We start from the raw sequence: 19,627 nt of genomic DNA on the forward strand, positions 1-19,627 counted from the left end.
CTATGATTTAAAATAATTTGGTGTACTTTGTGCTAAAACATGGTGCCCTTTGTGTTTAAGAAAAATATGGAATTAGACGAAAAAAAATATTTATACCTGCTATTCATACTGCCGTTAGTAGTGTTGTTGTTTCTATACAATTTATATTGGAAACGAAAAAAGCAGCGTGAATTTGGAGATTTGGACGCGATAAAAAGATTAAGTCCAGAGAAGTCTACTTTTAAGCCCACTTTCAAACTGGTAATTATTCTTTTGGCATTGGCTGGATTGATATTAGGATTGGTAAATCCAAAAATAGGGACCAAAATGGAAACGGTGAAAAGGGAAGGAATTGATATCGTTTTTGCGATGGATATTTCTAAAAGTATGCTTGCCGAAGATATTGCTCCAAGCCGATTAGAGAAAAGCAAACAGATAGTTTCGCAAATCATAAACCAATTAGGAAATGACAGAATCGGTATTGTAGCTTATGCAGGAAGTGCGTTTCCAGTCTTGCCTATAACGACAGATTACAGCGTGGCTAAAATGTTTTTGCAAAGCATGAATACAGGAATGGTTTCTTCGCAAGGGACATCTCTTGATGAAGCGATCAAATTATCGGCGACTTATTTTGACGACAAGAGCAAAACGAGTAAGTTGTTGATTTTGATTTCTGATGGCGAAGACCATTCTGAAGGAGCACAAGCAGCGGCGGAAGAAGCCAATAAGCAGGGAATGAGAATTATTACGATAGGAATCGGAACCGAAAAAGGAGGGACTATTCCTTTAAAAAGGAACGGAATTGTTGAAAGCTATCAGCGAGACAATAATGACCAAGTTGTAGTTACAAAATTAAACCGTGCTAGTTTAGAAGCAATCGCAAAGGCTACAAAAGGCGGTTATGTGAACGGAAACAACACTAAAGAAGTGCTGGAATACATAAAAAGTACTTTGGATAAAATTCAAAAAACTGAATTTGAATCTACGCAAATGGCAGATTTTCAGTCGCAATTTCAATGGTTTCTTGGAATCGCATTTGGTTTGTTGTTTTTAGATTTCTTCTTGTTAGAAAGAAAAACGAACTGGGTTAGCAAGTTGAATTTATTTAACGAAGAAAAGTAAATCGTTACTCCTTCAAAGTTTTGGCTTTGTAGGATTGACAGAATTAAATTAAAATGAAAAACATTAAGAAATATATATTTGCCTCTTTCTTCTTTCTCCTTTGGGGACTGGGAGGAGTGTTTGCCCAAGAAAAGGATAAAAGTTTGCCTAAAGCAAATGACGAATATGCTGACAGTAAGTTTGTTGACGCTGAAGCGAATTATAGGATTTCAAATTCAAAATTCCCCAGTAGAACTATTGCTTCCTATAATTTAGGGAATGCGATTTACAAGCAAAACCAAGCTTCAGAAGCGAAATTTGCCTATGCAAAATCAATAAAAAATGCCAAAACTAGACCTCAAAAGCACAAAGCCTTCCATAATTTAGGAAATGTTTTTATGAAGGAGAAAAATTATACTGAGGCAGTAGAAGCATATAAAAATGCACTTCGCAACAATCCAGCTGACGAGGAAACAAGATACAATTACGCCTTGGCTAAGAAGATGCTAAAGGAAAATCCTCCGAAAGACGATAAGAGCAAGGATAAAAAAGACAAGGATAAAGATAAAAAGGACAAAGACAACAAGGATAAAAAAGATCAAGACAAGGATAAAAAGGACGATAAAAGCGATAAGGATAAAGATAAAAAGGACAAAGAAGGAAAGGATAAGGATGACAAACCGAAAGATCAAGAAAAACCAAAGCCAGCTCCTGGCGGAATTTCAAAACAACGATTAGAAAACCTTTTAGATGCCGTTAGTAATGAAGAAAAGAAAGTTCAAGACAAAGTAAACGCTTCGAAAGTAAAAGGGAAGCCTACGAAAACTGAGAAAGATTGGTAATCAATTTTATCAGTTAGGAAATTAGGCACGCAACAATAGAATTTAATATATATCCGGTAAGGAAAGATTGAATAAGAAAATGAAAAGATATTTGATTTTAATACTGATCAGTTTTCAAGGACTATTGGCTCAAGTGCAATTTGAAGCTAAAGTCAGCAAAACAACGCTTGGATTAAACGAAAGACTTCGTATTGATTTTGCTATGAATATTGATGGAGATAACTTCAACGAGCCCTCTTTTGACGGATTTAGGGTAATTGCGGGACCTAGTCAGCAAGTGAGCCAATCGTGGGTAAATGGTAGGAGTTCTTTCGAAAAAATCTACTCCTATTATCTGTTGCCAAATCAAAAAGGGAACTTGGTGATCAAGCAGGCCACTATTGAATATAATGGACAGGTGTATAAGACATCTCCTATAAAAATCAATGTAACTGCAGCTGTTGAGCAACCTAAAGATCCAAATGACACTAGCGTTTCAGCAGATAATAATATATATCTGGTTGCCGATATTTCTAAAATGAATCCTTATGTCAATGAACCAATTACAATCGTTTATAAATTGTATTTCACCAATGTGGGAATCTCTAATTTTAGAGAATTAAACAAGCCTAAATACAATGATTTTTGGAGCCAAAATATCGAAATAAAGCAACTTGTTGCCGAAGAAGGCATGTTTAAAGGCGAGAATTATCGTTATGTTGTATTGAAAAAAACAGTATTGTATCCCCAAAAAGCGGGTAAGCTTGATATTGAGCCATTGTCTATGGATATTGACGTGCAGCTGCCTAGCAATCGAAGAGATGTTTTTGGCCGAATGGTCTTGACTGAAGGGAATAAAAGAGTGTCTGCTGGAGCAAAAACTATTACGGTGAAAGCGCTTCCGGAAAAAGGAAGGCCAGATGATTTCTCAGGGGCTGTGGGTAATTTTGATTTTAAAGTAACACCTACAAAAACGAATCTGAAAAACGGGGAAAGCCTTGATTTAATTGTAAGTGTTACCGGAAAAGGAAATATGAAATTGTTCAGTTTACCAAAGCCAGTGGTTCCTAATGCGTTAGAAATGTACGATGCCGTTCACAACGAACAAGTCAACACTTCCTTGTCAGGAATGTCTGGAAAGGTATCAGACACTTATACAATTGTACCACAGTATAAAGGAAATTATCCTGTAAAACCAATGCAATTTTCCTATTTCGATTTGGCGACAAAAACCTATAAAACGATAACTTCTGCCGAGGTAATGGTCAATGTGCTAGAGGGACCTACCGATACCAGAACTGTAGAAAATCAAAATTCGAAGAATGGTAAGAATAAAATTTCAAGCCTAGAACAATTCAAGTTCATTAAACTAAAAACGAATCTTATATCAAGAGCACAGGATGATTTCTTTGGATCTCAGTTGTTTTATGGATTATTGTTTTTACCTTTTTTACTGTTGCCACTAATTGTTTTGTTCAAAAAGAAGAAAGAAGCTATCGATGGCGATGTTGTAGGAAACAGAATAAGAAGGAACAATAAATTGGCCAAAAAATATCTGTCGGAAGCCAAAAAACAAATCAAGAACAAAGAACCTTTTTATGTTGCCTTAGAAAAAGCGATGCATAATTTTCTTAAAGCCAAACTACATATCGAAACTGCAGAAATGAGCAAGGACAATATAAAGGAACTGTTATTAGGCAAAAATGCTAGTCCAGAAGGAGTAAACGATTTTATAGCGCTTACTGAGAACTGTGAAATCGCTAGATATGCTCCTGCCTCAAGTGCTACAATCCAGCAAGATTATGACAAGGCTGTATTGATAATTTCAGAGTTGGAAAAACAGATCTAATAATTGGTAATCCACAACTGACAAGTAAACAAAATGAAACAGATACTTTATATATTTTTATTATTAACTCAAGTGATCTTTGCCCAAAATGGCTTTGAAACAGGGAATGATCTGTATCAAAAAGGCAAATACAAAGAAGCGGTCGCTGCCTACGAAAATGTTTTGAAAACCAACAAACAATCTTCGGAATTGTATTTCAACTTGGGGAACTGCTATTACAAACTCAACAAAGTGGCACCAGCTATTTATAATTACGAAAGGGCTTTAGTACTTAGTCCGAATGATAGCGATGTGCTGACCAATTTACGATTTGCCCAAAAGCGAACCATCGACGAAATAAAAGTGATTCCTAAAGTGGGATTTGCTAAATTACTTCGTGATTTTACAGGTATTTATCATTACAATACTTGGGCGTGGATTTCAGTTGCGTTTTCTGTGTTGTTTTTATTGTCATTTATTGGGTACTATTTTTCTCAATTGACCGTGTCAAAGAGAATTTTCTTCTTCGGAATGTTCATTATGTTTGTTTTACTACTTATTAGTGTTGCTGCAGCTATTTTCGAGAATAGCCATTATAAAAATGAAATTCCCGCAGTAGTATTTGCTGAAATGGTAGAGGTCAAAGCAGAGCCCCAAAAATTGGCGTCAAATGTTGTGACACTGCACGAAGGGACAAAGGTTTTTGTGAAGGAAACGCTGCAAAACTGGAAAAAAATCCAGTTAACTGATGGTACCGAAGGTTGGATTCAAACATCCGCCATTAAAGAAGTAAAGTAATTCGGTTTTTTTAAGTCGGAAAATTTATCAGGTTTAGAATAAGCTTAGGTAGGATTGCTTTCTTTTTTCTTTTTAAAATCATTGTACCAAGTTTCCAGTGAGGGATAAATGCATTTTGATGTCTCTTGGATCGGATTATAAAATAAGGAATGATCAAGTGTCTCTTCCTTGGTAATCATATTGTTTATATTGATTTTTTGAAAAAGATTCAATACAATACTTAGAAGCAGTATGGTTTTTATAACACTAAAGAAACCTCCTGCCAATTTGTTGATCCAACCTAAAAAGGCGAAGTCCATAATTCCAGTAAAAATTTTTGCCAAAACATGTACTACTAACACGACAGCTATAAAAGTCAGTCCAAAAGCAACTATCTCTATATATTTAGGCGACCAAGAAACATGTCCAGCAAGAGTTTTCCGAACCACATAAGAGAATTTTATGGCAATATAGATTCCCAATAGCAATGAAATCAAGGAGGCTAATTCTATAAACAGACCATTTTTTATGCCTTTGTACAAGGCGTAAATAAGTAGAGAACCTAAAACAATATCTAAAAAACTCATAGTTAAGGAATAAAGAGAATAGAGCAAAGATAGAAGAATATAGAAATTAGACAGAGAAAAGAAAGCAAAAGAGAGAAGTCATTAAAAGAATAAAGAAAATAGAGAATAGAATATCCCGAAGTCATAAAGGTAGTTGCTATCTTTGCCAAAATCAATTTTTTTTAACGCAAAGGATGAAGTGTTTTTACTTTATTCTTTATTCTATTTTCAAAAAAAATGTCAAGAGACACGCAACTTAAAGACCGCTGGGAAAAGCTGGTAAATATACTTTCAGATCAATTTTCACAAGGAGAAGATTTAGATTTGGACGCCATAATTTATTTAATCGGAGTACAAGAACTAGGAAAAGTTCATAGTGAATATAAAAAAGACGAGAAACTAAATCTGATGCATATCGCGATTTGCAGATTACTGGAGCCTTATGGTTTCTATGAATTCGAATTTTTTGATGAAGACGGCTGGCCTCATTATAGAGTCAAAGAAGAGTTGCCACCGCTAAAAGCGGGTGAACAGTCTGTTTTGATGAAAGAGGCAATTGTTAATTATTTTCTGGAAAGAGAAGTTATAGAGTAAGAATTTAGAATCGCAGATTTAGGATTTTTGACTTTAGCTTGTAAACTTTGAACTTTACACTTTAAACCTGAAACAAATTACTTAAATTTGCACACTCAATTATTGAATGAAAATGATAGATAAGATAAAAGAATATATTGGTGAAGCACAAGCTTTCTCAACACAAACCCCAGCAGAATTAGAAGCTTTCCGAATTAAATTTCTTGGAAGTAAAGGGCTTTTAAAAGAGTTTTTTGCCGAATTCAAAAATGTTCCTAACGAACAAAAAAAAGAATTTGGACAAGTAATTAACTTGCTTAAAACTTCGGCTGAAGAAAAAGTAAAATCCATTCAAGAAGCTTTGGAAAACAAAGAAGAAAGTAAAGGGTTTTACGGTGATTTAACAAGGTCCGGTGAGCCTGTTACTATTGGTTCCCGTCATCCTATATCTTTGGTAAAAAACCAAATTATCGATATCTTTTCAAACATTGGTTTCAATGTTTCCGAAGGGCCTGAAATCGAGGATGATTGGCATAATTTCACTGCATTGAACTTACCGGAATACCATCCGGCGCGTGATATGCAAGACACTTTTTTCATTCAAACAGATCCTGATATTTTGTTGCGTACACACACATCATCTGTGCAAGTGCGTTACATGGAAAACAATAAACCGCCTATACGTACTATTTCTCCGGGAAGAGTTTTCCGTAATGAAGCCGTTTCATCTCGTTCGCATTGTATTTTCCACCAAGTGGAAGGACTATATATCGATAAAGATGTTTCATTTGCTGACTTAAAGCAAACTTTGTTGCATTTTACAAAAGAGATGTTCGGAAAATCAAAAATCCGTTTGCGTCCGTCTTATTTTCCATTTACGGAACCAAGTGCTGAAATTGATATTTATTGGGGACTGAAAACCGAAACCGATTACAGAATTACCAAGGGAACCGGATGGTTAGAAATTGGTGGTTGTGGTATGGTAGATCCTAACGTGCTTAAAAACTGTGGTATCGATCCAGAAGAATATACTGGTTTTGCTTTCGGAATGGGAATTGAAAGAATTGCCATGCTGAACTATCAAATTGGTGATATTCGTATGTTTTATGAAAACGATGTTCGTTTCTTGGAGCAATTCAAAGCGAGTATATAATTAATAAGAATTAGGAGCTATTTCCAGCTATTCGTTGCAATCTTTTCTTGTTTTAAAGAAAAACAAGAAAAGGATTTTCACTTCTATCTGGGCTAGAAAGTTCTAAATAATACTATTTTGTATCTTCAAGACATCATAGCAAAACATTAGTAATGAAAAAAGACATTATCATCCCCGAAGTGGAAAACGTATTTGTAGCTGCCGTTCAAGAATGGAGCGACGATTTCATGGAGAAAGTATGGTATGCCTATGTAATAAACGATAGCGACTTCCTTATAGAAAGCGTTATGGTTGTTTCAAAGGCTTTTGGAACCATAGATGGCGAAATGAAGAAAACGTCATTATTGCGTCATGCTTTTGTTGAAGTGCCACCAGTTTCAGTTGTTAAGATTGAAATGATGGAGAAAAGTGTTTTAGTACTCAATAATGAGTTTATGGTTACTTTTTTCATTGGCAATAAACTATACGACAAGAAATTTATATTTAAAGCAAAAGCTATTAATGAAGAAGCGACTGAGGAAGTACCTATATTATTTGTTGAGGGTGTCATTGTAAGGTAAGGCTGTTTTGAAATCATAAAAAAAAAGCACATTTATTTCTGTTTGTAAACAGTAATAAATGTGCTTTTTTATTTCGACTAATATTGTGTACAGTATGCCTATATTTTGAGCACTAAAACGAAATAACTTTGGTCAGTTTGTCCGTGGCCAAAAGACTTGCGTCTTTATTAACATACCAGGTTCTTACTTTTGGTATTTTAATTCCCAAGAAAACCTCTTGTTCGCTTACTACAATGTATTCTCCGTCGTTTTCAGTTACGTTATGGTAGAATTGGTATATTTCCATGGCATAGGTTTTTGGATCAAAATAAAAGAGCCAGGAATCTTTTCCGATCCCTTCTTCATATTTGACTTTTAAAACCAAATACTCTTTTCCCATAAATTCTTTTTGCTCAACTACCGGATCAATAATCGTTCCTGGGTCTTTAAGTTTCATTGGCAAACCATATAAAAACGTATAGTAGTTGCGCATGAATTTTGCTCTAGTTTCAGTTAAGTTGTAGGTTTTGGCTTCCTCCTCACTAAATTCTGTTTTACCGTTTATACTAAATGAGCAATTTTCTTTGTTTACAATATGCTCAATTTTATTCTCGTTTTTCAGAGAACTCAGTTTAAAATATTCTTGCGGTAAATCAATACTTATTTCACTCAGACGTTGATTGCCGTTAGGCATTTGCATTTCGATGAAAAGTTTTCCTTTAAATTGACTCCAATTGTTATTTGGGTCGTGATATTGAATGGTTTTATTTAGTAAATCTAATCCTGTCATCTGCTGAGCAGAAGCTGGGAAAACAACAACAAGACAAAGGAAAAGCAAGTTGCTCTGCAGCAATGCTAATGTTCTTTTGAATAAGATTGCAGCCATATTCTTGATTTTGTGTAAAATTACTTTTCTGAAGCGAACTAATTAATCAAGTTTGTCTGTTAATTCTTTAAAGGTAGCTTTAGCATCTTTTCCTTCATACAAAATTTGATATACAGCATCTATAATCGGTGTTTTTGCTCCATATCCCTGATTCAATTTGTAGGCGCTTTTTGTAGCGTAGTAGCCTTCAGAAACCATGCTCATTTCCATCATGGCGCTTTTTACGGTATAGCCTTTCCCGATCATGTTTCCGAACATTCTGTTTCTTGAAAAAACGGAATATCCAGTCACTAATAAGTCACCCAAATAAGCTGAGTCATTAATGTTTCGTTTCATTTTGTGTACTTTCTTGATGAATTTTTTCATCTCGCGGATACCATTACTCATCAAAACAGATTGGAAATTATCTCCGTAACCTAATCCATGTGCGATACCGGCAGCAATTGCATAAATGTTTTTCAACATGGCAGCATATTCAGTCCCGATAATATCGTCAGTGATTTTCGTTTTGATGTAATTTCCGGCTAAAGTTTTGGCTACAATTTCTGCTTTGTCAGCATCGCCACAAGCGATAGTTAGGTAGGACAAGCGTTCCAAAGCCACCTCTTCCGCATGACATGGACCGGTGATAACACCAATATTATAATAAGGAATGTCGTATTTGAAGTGAAAGTGTTCTCCCACAATCATGCTCGTTTCTGGAACGATTCCTTTGATAGCTGAAAAAATCACTTTGTCTTGTAAAGAAACTGTAAGTTTTTCTAGCTCACCGTTTAAGAATGCAGAAGGGATTGCAAATATGATGTAGTCAGCATAGGCGACAGCTTCATTAATATCACTTGTCAGTTTAAGTTTGTTTGTGTCAAACTCCACTGAACTTAAATAATTAGGGTTGTGCTTGTAGGTTTTAATATGTTCAATGGCAGATTCATTTCGCATGTACCACGAAACTTCAGAAAGATTTACACACAGCATTTTAGTAATTGCCGTTGCCCAACTTCCTCCACCAATCACTGCAAATTTTAAATTTTCGGTCATTTTTTTCATTAAATTTAACCAAAAGTACTTAAAATTGGATGAATTAATTAAAAAAATAATTGAAGATGACTTAAGTTATATGGGGGTGAGAACCTTTAAATTGCAATTAAAATTATTTTTATTATAATAATATGCAATAAAAGTTATTTATTAACGTTTAAGCCTATTATAAATTAAGTTTTTAATTAAAAATAAGAATTGAGTTAGTTAGTTTTGTTTTGGTATTATGAAAAAGGCGTCCTGAATTTAATTCCAGAACGCCTTTTTATTTCACACTGAATGATTTCAGTATTTTGAATTAGTAACTCATTTCCACAATAGCTTTTACTTTGTCTAATGTGATATTTTGTCTTTCACCTAAACCTTTCCAGCCTCTTTCGTCAAAACGATTCACAATAAAATCTGCCGTGTCGTCGTATTCTTTCGTGTAGTCAGAAAGTTTAGTGTCCATTCCCATTTTGTGGAAGAACTCAACTGTTTTATTAATCGCTTCATTGGCAATTTCATCTTCCGTACCTTCTAAGTGGAAGATGCGTTTTCCGTATTGTGCCAGTTTTCCTTTTTTAGTTTCAAACATTACTTTGTATAAACTTGGAGCAATAACAGCTAGTGTTCTTGCATGATCAATTCCATACATTGCAGTTAGTTCGTGACCAATCATATGAGTTGCCCAGTCACTAGGAACTCCTTTTTGGATTAAACCATTCAAAGCCATAGTACAACTCCACATAAAGTTAGATGCTAATGCATAATCTTTTGGGTTTTCTACCACTTTAGGACCAACTTCAATTAAAGTTTGCAAAATTCCTTCGGCAATGCGGTCTTGTAAATATCCTTCATGAGGATAAGTTAGGTATTGCTCCATTACGTGAGTGTAAGCATCAACAACACCATTTTGTAATTGTCTTTTTGGTAAAGATTCGATTACTGTTGGATCACAAATAGAGAATTGAGGAAACATAGCTGAACCACCAAAAGCTAATTTTTCTTTTGTAGATTCGATAGTAACTACAGCTCCAGAATTCATTTCACTTCCTGTTGCAGGTAAAGTCAATACAGTTCCAAATGGTACTGCGTTCTCCTTAATCAATATGCGTTTTTGCAAGATGTCGATTGGGTTTCCTTCAAAATTAACAGCAGCCGAAATAAATTTCACACCATCAATTACAGACCCACCACCAACAGCAAGGATGAAGTCAATCTTTTGTTCTTTAACCACAGCGACAGCTTTCATTAAAGTTTCGAAGTGAGGGTTAGCTTCTATTCCGCTAAACTCTACAACCTCATGACCTTTAAGATTGTTCATCACTTGTTCGTGAATTCCGTTTTTAAAGATACTTCCTCCACCGTAAGCTAGTAATATTTTAGCTCCTTTAGGTACGAGTTCACCTAATTTTTCAATTTGTCCTTTACCGAATACAAGATTCGTAGGATTATATAATTCGAAGTTTAACATGCTTATTTTTGTGTGTTTAATTGGTGCAATAATTTCTCAGCAACTAATTTAGATGAAGCTGGATTTTGTCCTGTAATCAACAAACCATCTTCAACTGCATAAGGGTGCCAGTCTTCAACTTTTGAATAAGTTGCGCCGTTTGCCTGTAGCGCATCTTCTAGTAAGAAAGGAACAACATCTGTTAATCCTACTGCTGCTTCTTCCGTATTTGAAAATCCAGTTACTTTTTTACCTTTTACTAAAAACTCTCCGTTTACTTTTACGTTTTTCAACACCGCTGGTGAGTGACAAACGAAAGCTACTGGTTTGTTATTAGTATAGAAAGCTGAAATCAATTCGCTTGATGTTTTGTCTGTCGCCAAATCCCAAAGTGGACCGTGACCTCCTGGATAAAACACAGCATCATAATCAGCTTCATTCACATCAGATAACCTATGTGTGTTTTTTAGTTTTGCCAATACTTCACTGTCTTTGTCAAGTCTTTTTGTGTCTTCTGTTGCTGCAGAAGGGTCGTCACTTTTTGGATCTATTGGAGGTTGTCCTCCTAGTGGTGTGGCAATGTCAATTTGAACGCCTTTATCAGCTAATTCGTAATATGGAGCTGCAAATTCTTCAGTCCAATATCCTGTTTTTTCTCCGGTATCTCCTAGTTTATCATGACTAGTAAGAACAAATAATACTTTTTTCATAATTTTTTTATTTTGTTTTTGCGCAGTTGCACCTAGGCAGCCTACTGTTAATGCTATTACTGTAAATAATGCTATTTTCTTCATTACTGATTTTGTTTCTACAAATTTACGGCGAATATGTTATCAATAAAAATAATTTAAATTATGTTTGTGATAAATATATTTATATCATGGTAAACTTGGAATGGTACAGAACATTTAAATCGGTGTATAAAAACCGTAATTTTTCATTGGCAGCCAAAGAATTATTTATCAGTCAACCGGCGGTTAGTCAGCAAATGTCAATGTTAGAGGCGCATGTAGGTTATAAACTATTCAATAGAAAATCTAAAGGAGTCGAACCAACAGAATATGCTAAGTTACTGAATAACTTAATAATAGAAGCTTTAGATCGATTGGAAAATGTGGAAAATGGTTTCCGAACTAAAGCTTTTAATGCCAATCGATTAATTACCATAGGAATATCTACCCATTTATTCAGTAGTTTGGGTAGTTCTCTAATTGCGAAATTTGAGTACATTGATTTTAGTTTTCATGAAGATGAAGTGCTTTTTGAATTGGTTAACGACAAGAAACTGGATTTTGCAATTGTGACTACTAAATACGACACTTTTGATACCATTCAGAAAAAAGTGGGTGACATCAAACAAATTATAGTTGGCTCAAATACCATTGCTGCTGCAGGATTTAAAACTAAAATCAAAGCGAATGATTTTACGGCTGCTGAAAATTGGTTAAATGAGCAAGTGTGGTATAGCCATGATTCTGGAATTCCGCATGTGAAATTATTTTGGATGTATGCCTTTAATAAAAAAAGGCCTTCTATAATTCCTAATTACATTATTCCTTCTGAATACGAGATGTTAGGGGTGCTCTCGAAAAATACTGGCGTGGCAGTTGTGTGGAATTGTAATGCCAAATCTTTCCTGCAGGACAAAAAGTTGCAATTACTATGGGACAGTAAGCAAATGCCTAATACTGAAGTACACTTATTATCCGGTAAAAACGATAATTTTAATACTGCTTTTCAAGAAATTGAGTCCGAGTTGAATAGTATATTGCGGTAATTATTTTTTGTAAAAATTATTGTGATCAATGTATTCCCAAACTTTTGAAGGTAATAATGGTTGGATATTTTTTCCTTCTTTAATGCTTTTCCTGATAAAAGTCGAAGAAATTTCAACGATGGGAGCATCAATCAAGTGAACTTTAGGGTGGTTTTTTAAACATGAATCTTCCTGATCGGGCGAGAGTCTTGGATAAACATAGATGTGATGATTTTGCAAAAGAACCTCATAGTTTTTCCATTTGTGTAGGGACTTCAGATTGTCTTCTCCCATAATCAGCGAAAATTCATGATCTGGATATTTTTCTTCGAGATGAACTAAAGTGTTAACCGTATAATTGGGTTGCGATAATTTAAATTCAATGTCAGATGGTTTGAGTTTTGGATAATCCTCGGTTGCCAGATGTACCATTTGTAGCCGATGATAATCATCTAGTAAAGTCTCTTTCTTTTTGTGCGGATTGTGCGGCGTAACGACTAACCAAACTTGTTCCAAGTCAGCATTTTCTGCCATGTGATTAGCAATAATTAGATGGCCAACGTGGATGGGGTTAAATGTTCCAAAATAAAGTCCAATTTTCATAGATTTAATTTAAAGATTTAAAAATTAAAGAATTGAAAGATTGTAATTGGTTTTTCAATCTTTTAATTTTTATTTATTTACAAAGTCCTTCACCAATTCATAGGCTTCGTCCAAAGCGATATCCAAGTCGTAGTTTTTGATAACAACATCAAACTGTGGAGCAGTAGCTAATTCTACGGAAGCTTTAGCAATACGCATATTGATCTTGTCGTCACTTTCTGTGGACCTTTTCTTGAGTCGGATTTTCAATTCATCAATACTGGGAGGTTTCACAAACACAGCTAATGTTTCTTCAGGAAATTTGTGTTTTATTCGTAATCCACCAGCCACATCAATATCAAAAATCACATTTTTTCCTTTAGCCCAGATGCGTTCCACTTCACTTTTTAGGGTGCCGTAGAAATTATCACGATAGACTTCTTCCCACTCCACAAAATCTTCGTTTTTGATATGAGTTTTAAAATCTTCTAAGGACATGAAGTAATAATCTTTTCCGTTAACTTCTTCCCCGCGACCTTCTCGAGTGGCGGCTGAAATGGAAAACTCCAAATTCAAATTTGGTTTGCTTAATAAATGCCTAACGATGGTCGTTTTTCCAGAACCAGAGGGTGCTGAAAAAACGATTAATTTTCCTTTTTTCATTTTATGCTGAATTTATTCCAGTATTTTTTTATTAGCTAAATCTACAATACGTTCAAAACCTGTTCTTTGATTTTTTCTAATTCGTCTTTCATTTGAACGACTAATTTCTGCATTTGTGCGTGGTTTGATTTAGAACCCATAGTATTGATCTCACGCCCCATTTCTTGGGTAATAAAACCTAATTTTCTACCATTGGCTTCCGTTCCGTTTATTGTTTCTAAGAAATAATCTAAATGGTTTGTTAGACGCACTTTTTCCTCAGTAATATCAAGTTTCTCTAAATAATAGATTAATTCTTGTTCAAAACGATTTTCATCCACGTTTACTTTAAGTTCTGCAATTGCAGTTTGTAAACGATCTTTTATTGCTTGTACGCGCTCTGGATCTAATGCTAGTGCTTCAGTCATGTATTGACGAATGTTGCCAATGCGCAATTGAAATTCCTTTTCCAATGACATTCCTTCGTCTTTTCTAAAAGCCAAGATATTCTGAACAGCTTCTTCGATAACAACTTGGATTTGTACCCAGTCATTTTCGTCAATTTCATCACGCTCCACTTTTAATGCGTCAGGCATTCTAACTGCCATTTTCATCAATTCAGTCTCGTCTGCATCAGCATAGATTTCCTTAAGCTGTTTGATGTATCCTTTTATGATTGGCGCATTTACTTTGGTTGAAGTTTGTTCTGCTGTGCTTTCGATAAAAATAGAAAAATCTACTTTTCCTCTTTCTAGTTTTACTGCTAATTGATTGCGCAATCCTAATTCTATTTCGCGGTAAAGGGAAGGCATTCTCACGTTCAAATCAAGTCCTTTACTATTTAAAGATTTTACTTCTATTGTTATTTTCTTGGTTGGTAATTGCAAAGAGGCTTTACCAAAACCTGTCATCGATTGTATCATATAATTTTCTAAAAGAGTTCAAAGATAAGAAAAAAGAGTTCATTGGCCAGAGTTCGACGCTGCCGATGTGTTTAAGAATATAAATGTCCTGTGAGCGAGCTTTAGTTTAGCTATCAGCAGTTTTCCTTTTCTGGGTAACCATGTAAACGCCCACAAAGATTAAAACTGCCGAAACTATTTTTACCAAACTCAGATCATCCTTTCCTAGGCCAATTGCAAACACAGTAGCGAAGAAAGGCTGAAGGTAGATAAAGACGGCAACGGTTGTTGGTTTTAATTCTTTCATGGTAAGCAGGTTTAATAAATAGGTTATAAAGGTCGAAATCACCACCACAAATCCTATTTTCCAATAAATGTGCACTGGTACTATCGCCCAGTTTACCGCTTCAAATTGGCTCCAGCCAAAAGGTAAAACCATCAAAAAACCAAAAAGATAGATCCATTTTACAAAGGTAAAAGCATTGTATTTGTCCATTAGTTTCTTGACAGTTATCAGATAGAAACCGTAGGAGACCGCATTGACAAAAACTAAAATATTGCCCAAGCTGGCATTAGAGGCCGTGCCAATTGATCTGCCGTAAAGGATTAGAAAGGCGGTTCCTATTAATCCGAGAATTATACCAATGACCATGCGTTTTTGCATGCGTTCCTTCATAATAATTGCTGACAGAACTAATACGATCATTGGTGTTGTGACCATTATCACTGATGCCGAGATTGGCGAAGTTAGGCTTAATCCCTTAAAAAAAGTAAGCATATTAAAAGCGACACCAAAGAAAGCGGCAGCAATAATTCGAGGAAAGTCCTTTAGTGCAATTTTTTCTTTTGGCATAAAAAGCCAGGAAAGCCAAAATAGCAGCATTGCGCCACTTACGCGCAATAAAATAAAGCCGTATGCATCGATATATTCTGGCATCACGTCCTTAGCAATAGTAAACGTAACGCCGTAAATTACAGAAACAATAGTAGCACCAAAAAGCGCAACATTCCTTTTAGACATTAGCTAACGCTTTCATTACTTGAAGCATGTTTTGCTGCGTACCGCCTACATAAACGTTATTGTCAATAACAAAAACGGGTCGGCTTAAAAAGGTATAGTGTTCTAGAATGTATTTTTTATAATCGGCTTCGGTCAAAGATTTATTCTTTAAATCCATTGTTTTATACAGTACTGCTTTTTTGCTGAATAACGCTTCGTAACTACCAGAAAGTTGGTGCATTTCTTCTAATTCCTCTTCTGTCAAAGCTGTTTGTTTTATATCGCGAAAAACTAGATTATTACCTTTTGGTAATGATTTTATAATTTTTCGGCAAGTATCACAAGAAGCGATGTAATATATTTTGTTCATAATAATTTCAATTTCTTTGTGCAAAGAAAAATCATTTGAAAGTGAAAATGATTATTTTTATCAAAAAAATAAAAATGAACACATCATTAGACGTTACTAGAACTAGTAGAAAAATGTTATCTCAATTTTTAAAAGGATATAATTTAGCTCAACTTAACACTATTCCCGAAGGACATAACAATAATTTGATTTGGAATATTGCACATATTGTTGTGGTACAACAGATGCTGGTCTATAATTTGTCTGGTCTTCCGATGAAAATTTCAGACACGCTGGTACAAAAATATAAAAAAGGAACAAAGCCAGAACAGGATGTGACACAAGCCGAAGTTGATGAAATTTATAATTTACTTATAGAAACGATCGATCAAACTGAGGTTGATTTGAATAACAATAGTTTTGTTAATTACCAAGAATATCCCACTTCGACAGGATTAGTTTTAAAAAACGTCAAAGACGCAATGTCTTTTAATAGTTTTCATGAAGGGATCCATATTGGAGCTATTCTTAGTATTAGAAAGTTCGTTTAGGTTTGAGTTATTTTATTAAAAGATAATCATTCACTTCGTTATAAGACAGCAATAATTCTTTAGGACCATCAGCGTAAGATGCTGCTTCATAAGGGTTGTAATATAAAAGCAGCCCTTGATCCGTATAGAATATATTGTTAGGTAAGCTAAATTTGTCGCCTTCAAATAGAAGGCCTGTTGCGTTAATGGACTTATTTGCAGGGATATTATATTTACTTCTGAATTTTTTTTCGGCGAAAGCCTTAAAAGTATTCTGGTCTTTAAACAATAGATGGTTTGGAATTGATTTTCCGGTTTCGGGATCAAAAATTAAAGAGCGTAGCCCTTGATACCCATGTGCGCCACCAGTAAAAGTATAGTGCTTGATTTGAATGTTAAGGATGCTATCAGACTGGTATTTTATGCTTCCTTCAATTTCTGCTTCCCAACCAAAAACGTCTTTTGGAAAATCTTTTCTAAGTTTCTCATAAGAGCCAATAAATGAATTTAGCAGTCCATTATATTCAGTTGAAGTATAGGGTTTCTCGCCAAAATAAATAATCTCCTTCAAAACAGAAAATACTTTTTTGTTGATACTATCGGATACAATTGGGACGTCTTTCGCAATTGGGATAGTGACACTTATATGCGGACAATTTTCATTACAGGGCAAACTGCTTTCCTTTTCGAAAGATTGGTTGTCAAAAGTCAATTCTTTTGAACATCGTGCCATTGATAAAAGTAGTATTGTGTATAGGAGAATGTGTTTCATTGCAAAAAATGTTAATCAAATAAAAAGGGATGGACTTGCATCCTGCCAAGAATAAATTTAAAGGTAAGTTTGTAAAGCCATTAAAAATTTAAAGATATGAAATTCAATACTAAAACAATACACGGCGGGCAACATCATGACCCAAGCACTGGGGCAGTTATGCCACCGGTTTTTCAAACTACTACATTTGCACAAACTAGTCCGGGTAAACCTATTGGTGATTATGTGTATAGTAGATCTGCAAATCCAACTAGAACGGCTTTAGAAGAGGCTTTGGCTAGTATTGAAAACGGTGCGAAAGGATTGGCTTTTTCTTCAGGCTTAGCTGCGACAGATTGTTTGTTGCGTTCTTTTAAAGCTGGTGACGAAATTATTGCGATGGACGATTTATATGGTGGTACCTATAGAATGTTTACTAAGATATATAAGAATTCAGGAATTAAGTTTCATTATGTTGATATGAATGATCTGGATAATGTTCGAGCATTAATTAATGAAAACACTAAAATGGTTTGGGTAGAAACACCTACAAACCCTTTAATGAAATTAGCCGATATTGCTGCTGTAGCAAAAATTACTAAGGCTAATAATATTTTGTTTGCCGTAGATAATACGTTTGCAACACCATATTTACAAAACCCACTGGACTTAGGTGCGGATGTGGTAATGCATTCGGCTACAAAATACCTTGCTGGTCATTCTGATGTAGTGGCAGGAGCTTTAATTGCTAAAACAGCGGAGCTAGGCCAGCAATTACATTTTCAGCAATTTGCCACTGGTGCTACACTAGGGCCAATGGATAGTTTTTTAGTTCTTAGAGGAATAAAAACATTGCATTTAAGGATGCAAAGACATTGCGAAAATGGAGAAAAAGTGGCTGAATTTTTAAACAATCACCCAAAAGTAAAGACAGTTTATTATCCAGGATTAGCCAGTCATCCTTATCATGAAGTTGCTAAGAAGCAAATGAGTGCTTTTGGCGGAATGGTTTCTTTTGATTTTGTGTCAGGAGCAAAACAAGACTCTATTGATTTTTTAGAGAAAGTCAAAATATTCACTTTGGCTGAATCATTAGGAGGTGTTGAATCATTGGCAAATCACCCGGCTTTAATGACTCATGCTTCGATTCCGGAAGATAAACGAAAAGAAGTGGGAATTACGGATGATTTAGTTCGTTTAAGTATCGGTGTAGAAGATATTGAAGATCTTATAGAAGATTTGAAGCAAGCATTGACGTAAGCAAAAACATCTCACTTTGTAAGTGACTTTTTAGATGAATAAAAAAGTCCCAATTCTAAATTTAGAATTGGGACTTATGTTTTTTTATGATAAAGCAATATGCTATTGTAAATAATAGATGTATCCAACATTAAACCACACTAACCAGTCGTTTGCTTTATTCTCCTTGTAAATCGCAGGGTTGGGATTTAAGCCATCCACCCAGTTAGAGAAATAATATTGAAAGCGTAAATCAACCATAAAATCACTTAAAGGGCTTAATTTGTATCGTGTTCCCACACTTGAAACAACGGACCAAACAGAGCCTCCTTCGGTTGAAAATCCATAAGGACGATTGTCAGTAGGGACTAAATATTTAGGAAATGTAGTTAATGGTGTGCCCAAAGGACCAAGCGTAGAATAAGCCTTAGCGTTATAATAACTGAATTGGGCTCCCAGACTTACAAATGGACCGAGGCTCCCTATTGAGGCGGTGAAATCACGTATGCTTAAAGGGAAATATTCCAGTTGCATTCCAATATTAGTAACCGCTGTGCTTCCTTTCATAGCTCGCAATTGATTAGCACCTACTGATGTTTTATCTGGTGCGACCCATTCCCCAAGATGCTCTAAGTTGGTTTTGTTGTAAGACAATTCGCTTCTTAATTTAAAATGATCATTAAAATAGGTTTCTGGCGTGTAGCAATTACAATCTGCTTCGTAGGAGAAATTTATATAATGGATTATCCCTATTCCTATCCCTGTATTTCCGGCATTAGTACTTAAACTATAACGCTCGCCATAGTCAGATTGAAAAGCGACAGGGCCAGCAATAACTCCCACTTCATGAGAGAAGCCGAATTGAGCATTAGAATTATTTGAAAAGCCGAAGAAAACAAATAAAATAAGAGAGACGTATCTGAGCATTTTCTATTAAAATTTCGAGTACGGACAAATATATAAAAAACATCATTCATCCGTTAAAATTAAAATCAAAAATAAATAAACAAATAGGAATTTGCTTAAGAAAAACACAACGTTTTTATATAATTGCTAACTTCCAAAGCCTAAATTTTAAGGAATGATTAATAAAAATATAATTCGGCGAGATATAATTAAATATTATTTATAAATAGTCGCATAAAACGTATATTTGTATACTCTAACGAAAACGTTTTCT

Annotated in this window: 22 protein-coding genes; 10 read left to right on the forward strand and 12 right to left on the reverse strand. The window is 34.9% G+C overall.

The genetic code is table 11. The annotated features are described in order from the left end of the window. Window positions 1-66 precede the first annotated feature (66 nt). The 4 genes from HJ01_RS03675 to HJ01_RS03690 all read left to right on the forward strand — a co-directional run bounded on the left by HJ01_RS03675 (window position 67) and on the right by HJ01_RS03690 (window position 4,527). Window positions 67-1,101, forward strand: coding sequence for a VWA domain-containing protein (locus HJ01_RS03675; RefSeq protein WP_007136951.1), 1,035 nt, complete (start codon window positions 67-69; stop codon window positions 1,099-1,101). Window positions 1,102-1,154: 53 nt separating this feature from the next. Then, entirely contained in the window at window positions 1,155-1,922 is a 768-nt protein-coding gene (locus tag HJ01_RS03680; protein WP_007136952.1) for a tetratricopeptide repeat protein, read from the forward strand. A gap of 79 nt (window positions 1,923-2,001) precedes the next feature. Beyond that, a complete protein-coding gene (locus HJ01_RS03685) occupies window positions 2,002-3,750 on the forward strand; it encodes a BatD family protein (protein WP_007136953.1) in 1,749 nt (582 codons plus the stop codon). A gap of 33 nt (window positions 3,751-3,783) precedes the next feature. Continuing rightward, window positions 3,784-4,527 (forward strand): tetratricopeptide repeat protein, encoded by a 744-nt coding sequence (locus HJ01_RS03690; protein WP_040473657.1) that lies wholly within the window; start codon window positions 3,784-3,786, stop codon window positions 4,525-4,527. A 44-nt stretch (window positions 4,528-4,571) separates the two neighbouring features. Here the strand turns inward: HJ01_RS03690 and HJ01_RS03695 are convergent, their stop codons facing one another. Next, window positions 4,572-5,093, reverse strand: coding sequence for a CvpA family protein (locus tag HJ01_RS03695; RefSeq protein ID WP_007136955.1), 522 nt, complete (start codon window positions 5,091-5,093; stop codon window positions 4,572-4,574). A gap of 216 nt (window positions 5,094-5,309) precedes the next feature. Here HJ01_RS03695 and HJ01_RS03700 point away from each other — a divergent pair, with 216 nt between their 5' ends. From HJ01_RS03700 to HJ01_RS03710, 3 genes are all read left to right on the forward strand, one after another. Then, window positions 5,310-5,666, forward strand: a complete 357-nt coding sequence (locus tag HJ01_RS03700; RefSeq protein WP_007136956.1) for a hypothetical protein — start codon at window positions 5,310-5,312, stop codon at window positions 5,664-5,666. A gap of 112 nt (window positions 5,667-5,778) precedes the next feature. Then, window positions 5,779-6,798, forward strand: a complete 1,020-nt coding sequence (pheS, locus tag HJ01_RS03705) for a phenylalanine--tRNA ligase subunit alpha (RefSeq protein ID WP_007136957.1) — start codon at window positions 5,779-5,781, stop codon at window positions 6,796-6,798. 152 nt (window positions 6,799-6,950) lie between these two features. Further along, on the forward strand, window positions 6,951-7,358 hold the full coding sequence (locus HJ01_RS03710) for a hypothetical protein (RefSeq protein ID WP_007136958.1): 408 nt from the start codon (window positions 6,951-6,953) through the stop codon (window positions 7,356-7,358). 112 nt (window positions 7,359-7,470) lie between these two features. Here the strand turns inward: HJ01_RS03710 and HJ01_RS03715 are convergent, their stop codons facing one another. From HJ01_RS03715 to HJ01_RS03730, 4 genes are all read right to left on the reverse strand, one after another. Further along, window positions 7,471-8,223: a DUF6503 family protein gene (locus HJ01_RS03715; RefSeq protein ID WP_007136959.1), complete on the reverse strand. Its 753-nt coding sequence runs from the start codon at window positions 8,221-8,223 to the stop codon at window positions 7,471-7,473. Between the two features lie 42 nt (window positions 8,224-8,265). Further along, on the reverse strand, window positions 8,266-9,261 hold the full coding sequence (locus HJ01_RS03720; protein ID WP_040473681.1) for an NAD(P)H-dependent glycerol-3-phosphate dehydrogenase: 996 nt from the start codon (window positions 9,259-9,261) through the stop codon (window positions 8,266-8,268). A gap of 298 nt (window positions 9,262-9,559) precedes the next feature. Continuing rightward, a complete protein-coding gene (locus HJ01_RS03725) occupies window positions 9,560-10,717 on the reverse strand; it encodes an iron-containing alcohol dehydrogenase (protein ID WP_007136961.1) in 1,158 nt (385 codons plus the stop codon). A gap of 2 nt (window positions 10,718-10,719) precedes the next feature. Next, the gene (locus HJ01_RS03730; protein WP_007136963.1) at window positions 10,720-11,490 is read right to left on the reverse strand and encodes a type 1 glutamine amidotransferase domain-containing protein; all 771 of its coding nucleotides are present in this window, start codon (window positions 11,488-11,490) and stop codon (window positions 10,720-10,722) included. 86 nt (window positions 11,491-11,576) lie between these two features. Between HJ01_RS03730 and HJ01_RS03735 the strand changes: the two genes are divergently transcribed. Further along, a complete protein-coding gene (locus tag HJ01_RS03735; protein ID WP_040473658.1) occupies window positions 11,577-12,473 on the forward strand; it encodes a LysR family transcriptional regulator in 897 nt (298 codons plus the stop codon). On the opposite strand, the gene nadD is transcribed toward HJ01_RS03735, so the two are convergent. The 5 genes from nadD to HJ01_RS03760 all read right to left on the reverse strand — a co-directional run bounded on the left by nadD (window position 12,474) and on the right by HJ01_RS03760 (window position 15,948). Further along, window positions 12,474-13,055, reverse strand: a complete 582-nt coding sequence (nadD, locus tag HJ01_RS03740; protein WP_007136964.1) for a nicotinate (nicotinamide) nucleotide adenylyltransferase — start codon at window positions 13,053-13,055, stop codon at window positions 12,474-12,476. A gap of 69 nt (window positions 13,056-13,124) precedes the next feature. Continuing rightward, complete coding sequence (gene gmk / locus HJ01_RS03745; protein WP_007136965.1) at window positions 13,125-13,697, reverse strand: guanylate kinase; 573 nt, start codon at window positions 13,695-13,697, stop codon at window positions 13,125-13,127. 41 nt (window positions 13,698-13,738) lie between these two features. After that, a complete protein-coding gene (locus tag HJ01_RS03750) occupies window positions 13,739-14,599 on the reverse strand; it encodes a YicC/YloC family endoribonuclease (RefSeq protein WP_007136966.1) in 861 nt (286 codons plus the stop codon). 106 nt (window positions 14,600-14,705) lie between these two features. Further along, window positions 14,706-15,599, reverse strand: a complete 894-nt coding sequence (locus HJ01_RS03755) for a DMT family transporter (RefSeq protein WP_007136967.1) — start codon at window positions 15,597-15,599, stop codon at window positions 14,706-14,708. After that, complete coding sequence (locus HJ01_RS03760) at window positions 15,592-15,948, reverse strand: arsenate reductase family protein (protein WP_007136968.1); 357 nt, start codon at window positions 15,946-15,948, stop codon at window positions 15,592-15,594. The genes HJ01_RS03755 and HJ01_RS03760 overlap by 8 nt, the downstream gene beginning before the upstream one ends. Before the next feature lie 74 nt (window positions 15,949-16,022). Between HJ01_RS03760 and HJ01_RS03765 the strand changes: the two genes are divergently transcribed. Then, a complete protein-coding gene (locus HJ01_RS03765; protein WP_040473682.1) occupies window positions 16,023-16,478 on the forward strand; it encodes a DinB family protein in 456 nt (151 codons plus the stop codon). Window positions 16,479-16,485: 7 nt separating this feature from the next. Here HJ01_RS03765 and HJ01_RS03770 read toward each other — a convergent pair whose 3' ends face one another. Next, complete coding sequence (locus HJ01_RS03770; protein WP_040473659.1) at window positions 16,486-17,229, reverse strand: DUF3298 and DUF4163 domain-containing protein; 744 nt, start codon at window positions 17,227-17,229, stop codon at window positions 16,486-16,488. A 96-nt stretch (window positions 17,230-17,325) separates the two neighbouring features. On the opposite strand from HJ01_RS03770, the gene HJ01_RS03775 reads away from it, so the two are divergent. Beyond that, a complete protein-coding gene (locus HJ01_RS03775) occupies window positions 17,326-18,468 on the forward strand; it encodes a cystathionine gamma-synthase (protein WP_007136971.1) in 1,143 nt (380 codons plus the stop codon). A 102-nt stretch (window positions 18,469-18,570) separates the two neighbouring features. On the opposite strand, the gene HJ01_RS03780 is transcribed toward HJ01_RS03775, so the two are convergent. Continuing rightward, window positions 18,571-19,374 carry a THC0290_0291 family protein gene (locus HJ01_RS03780; RefSeq protein WP_007136972.1) on the reverse strand — a complete coding sequence of 268 codons (804 nt, stop codon included), beginning with the start codon at window positions 19,372-19,374 and terminating at the stop codon, window positions 18,571-18,573. Window positions 19,375-19,627 lie beyond the last annotated feature (253 nt).

The sequence above is a fragment of the Flavobacterium frigoris PS1 genome (genome assembly GCF_000252125.1).
GTDB classification, from domain to species: Bacteria; Bacteroidota; Bacteroidia; order Flavobacteriales; family Flavobacteriaceae; genus Flavobacterium; species Flavobacterium frigoris_A.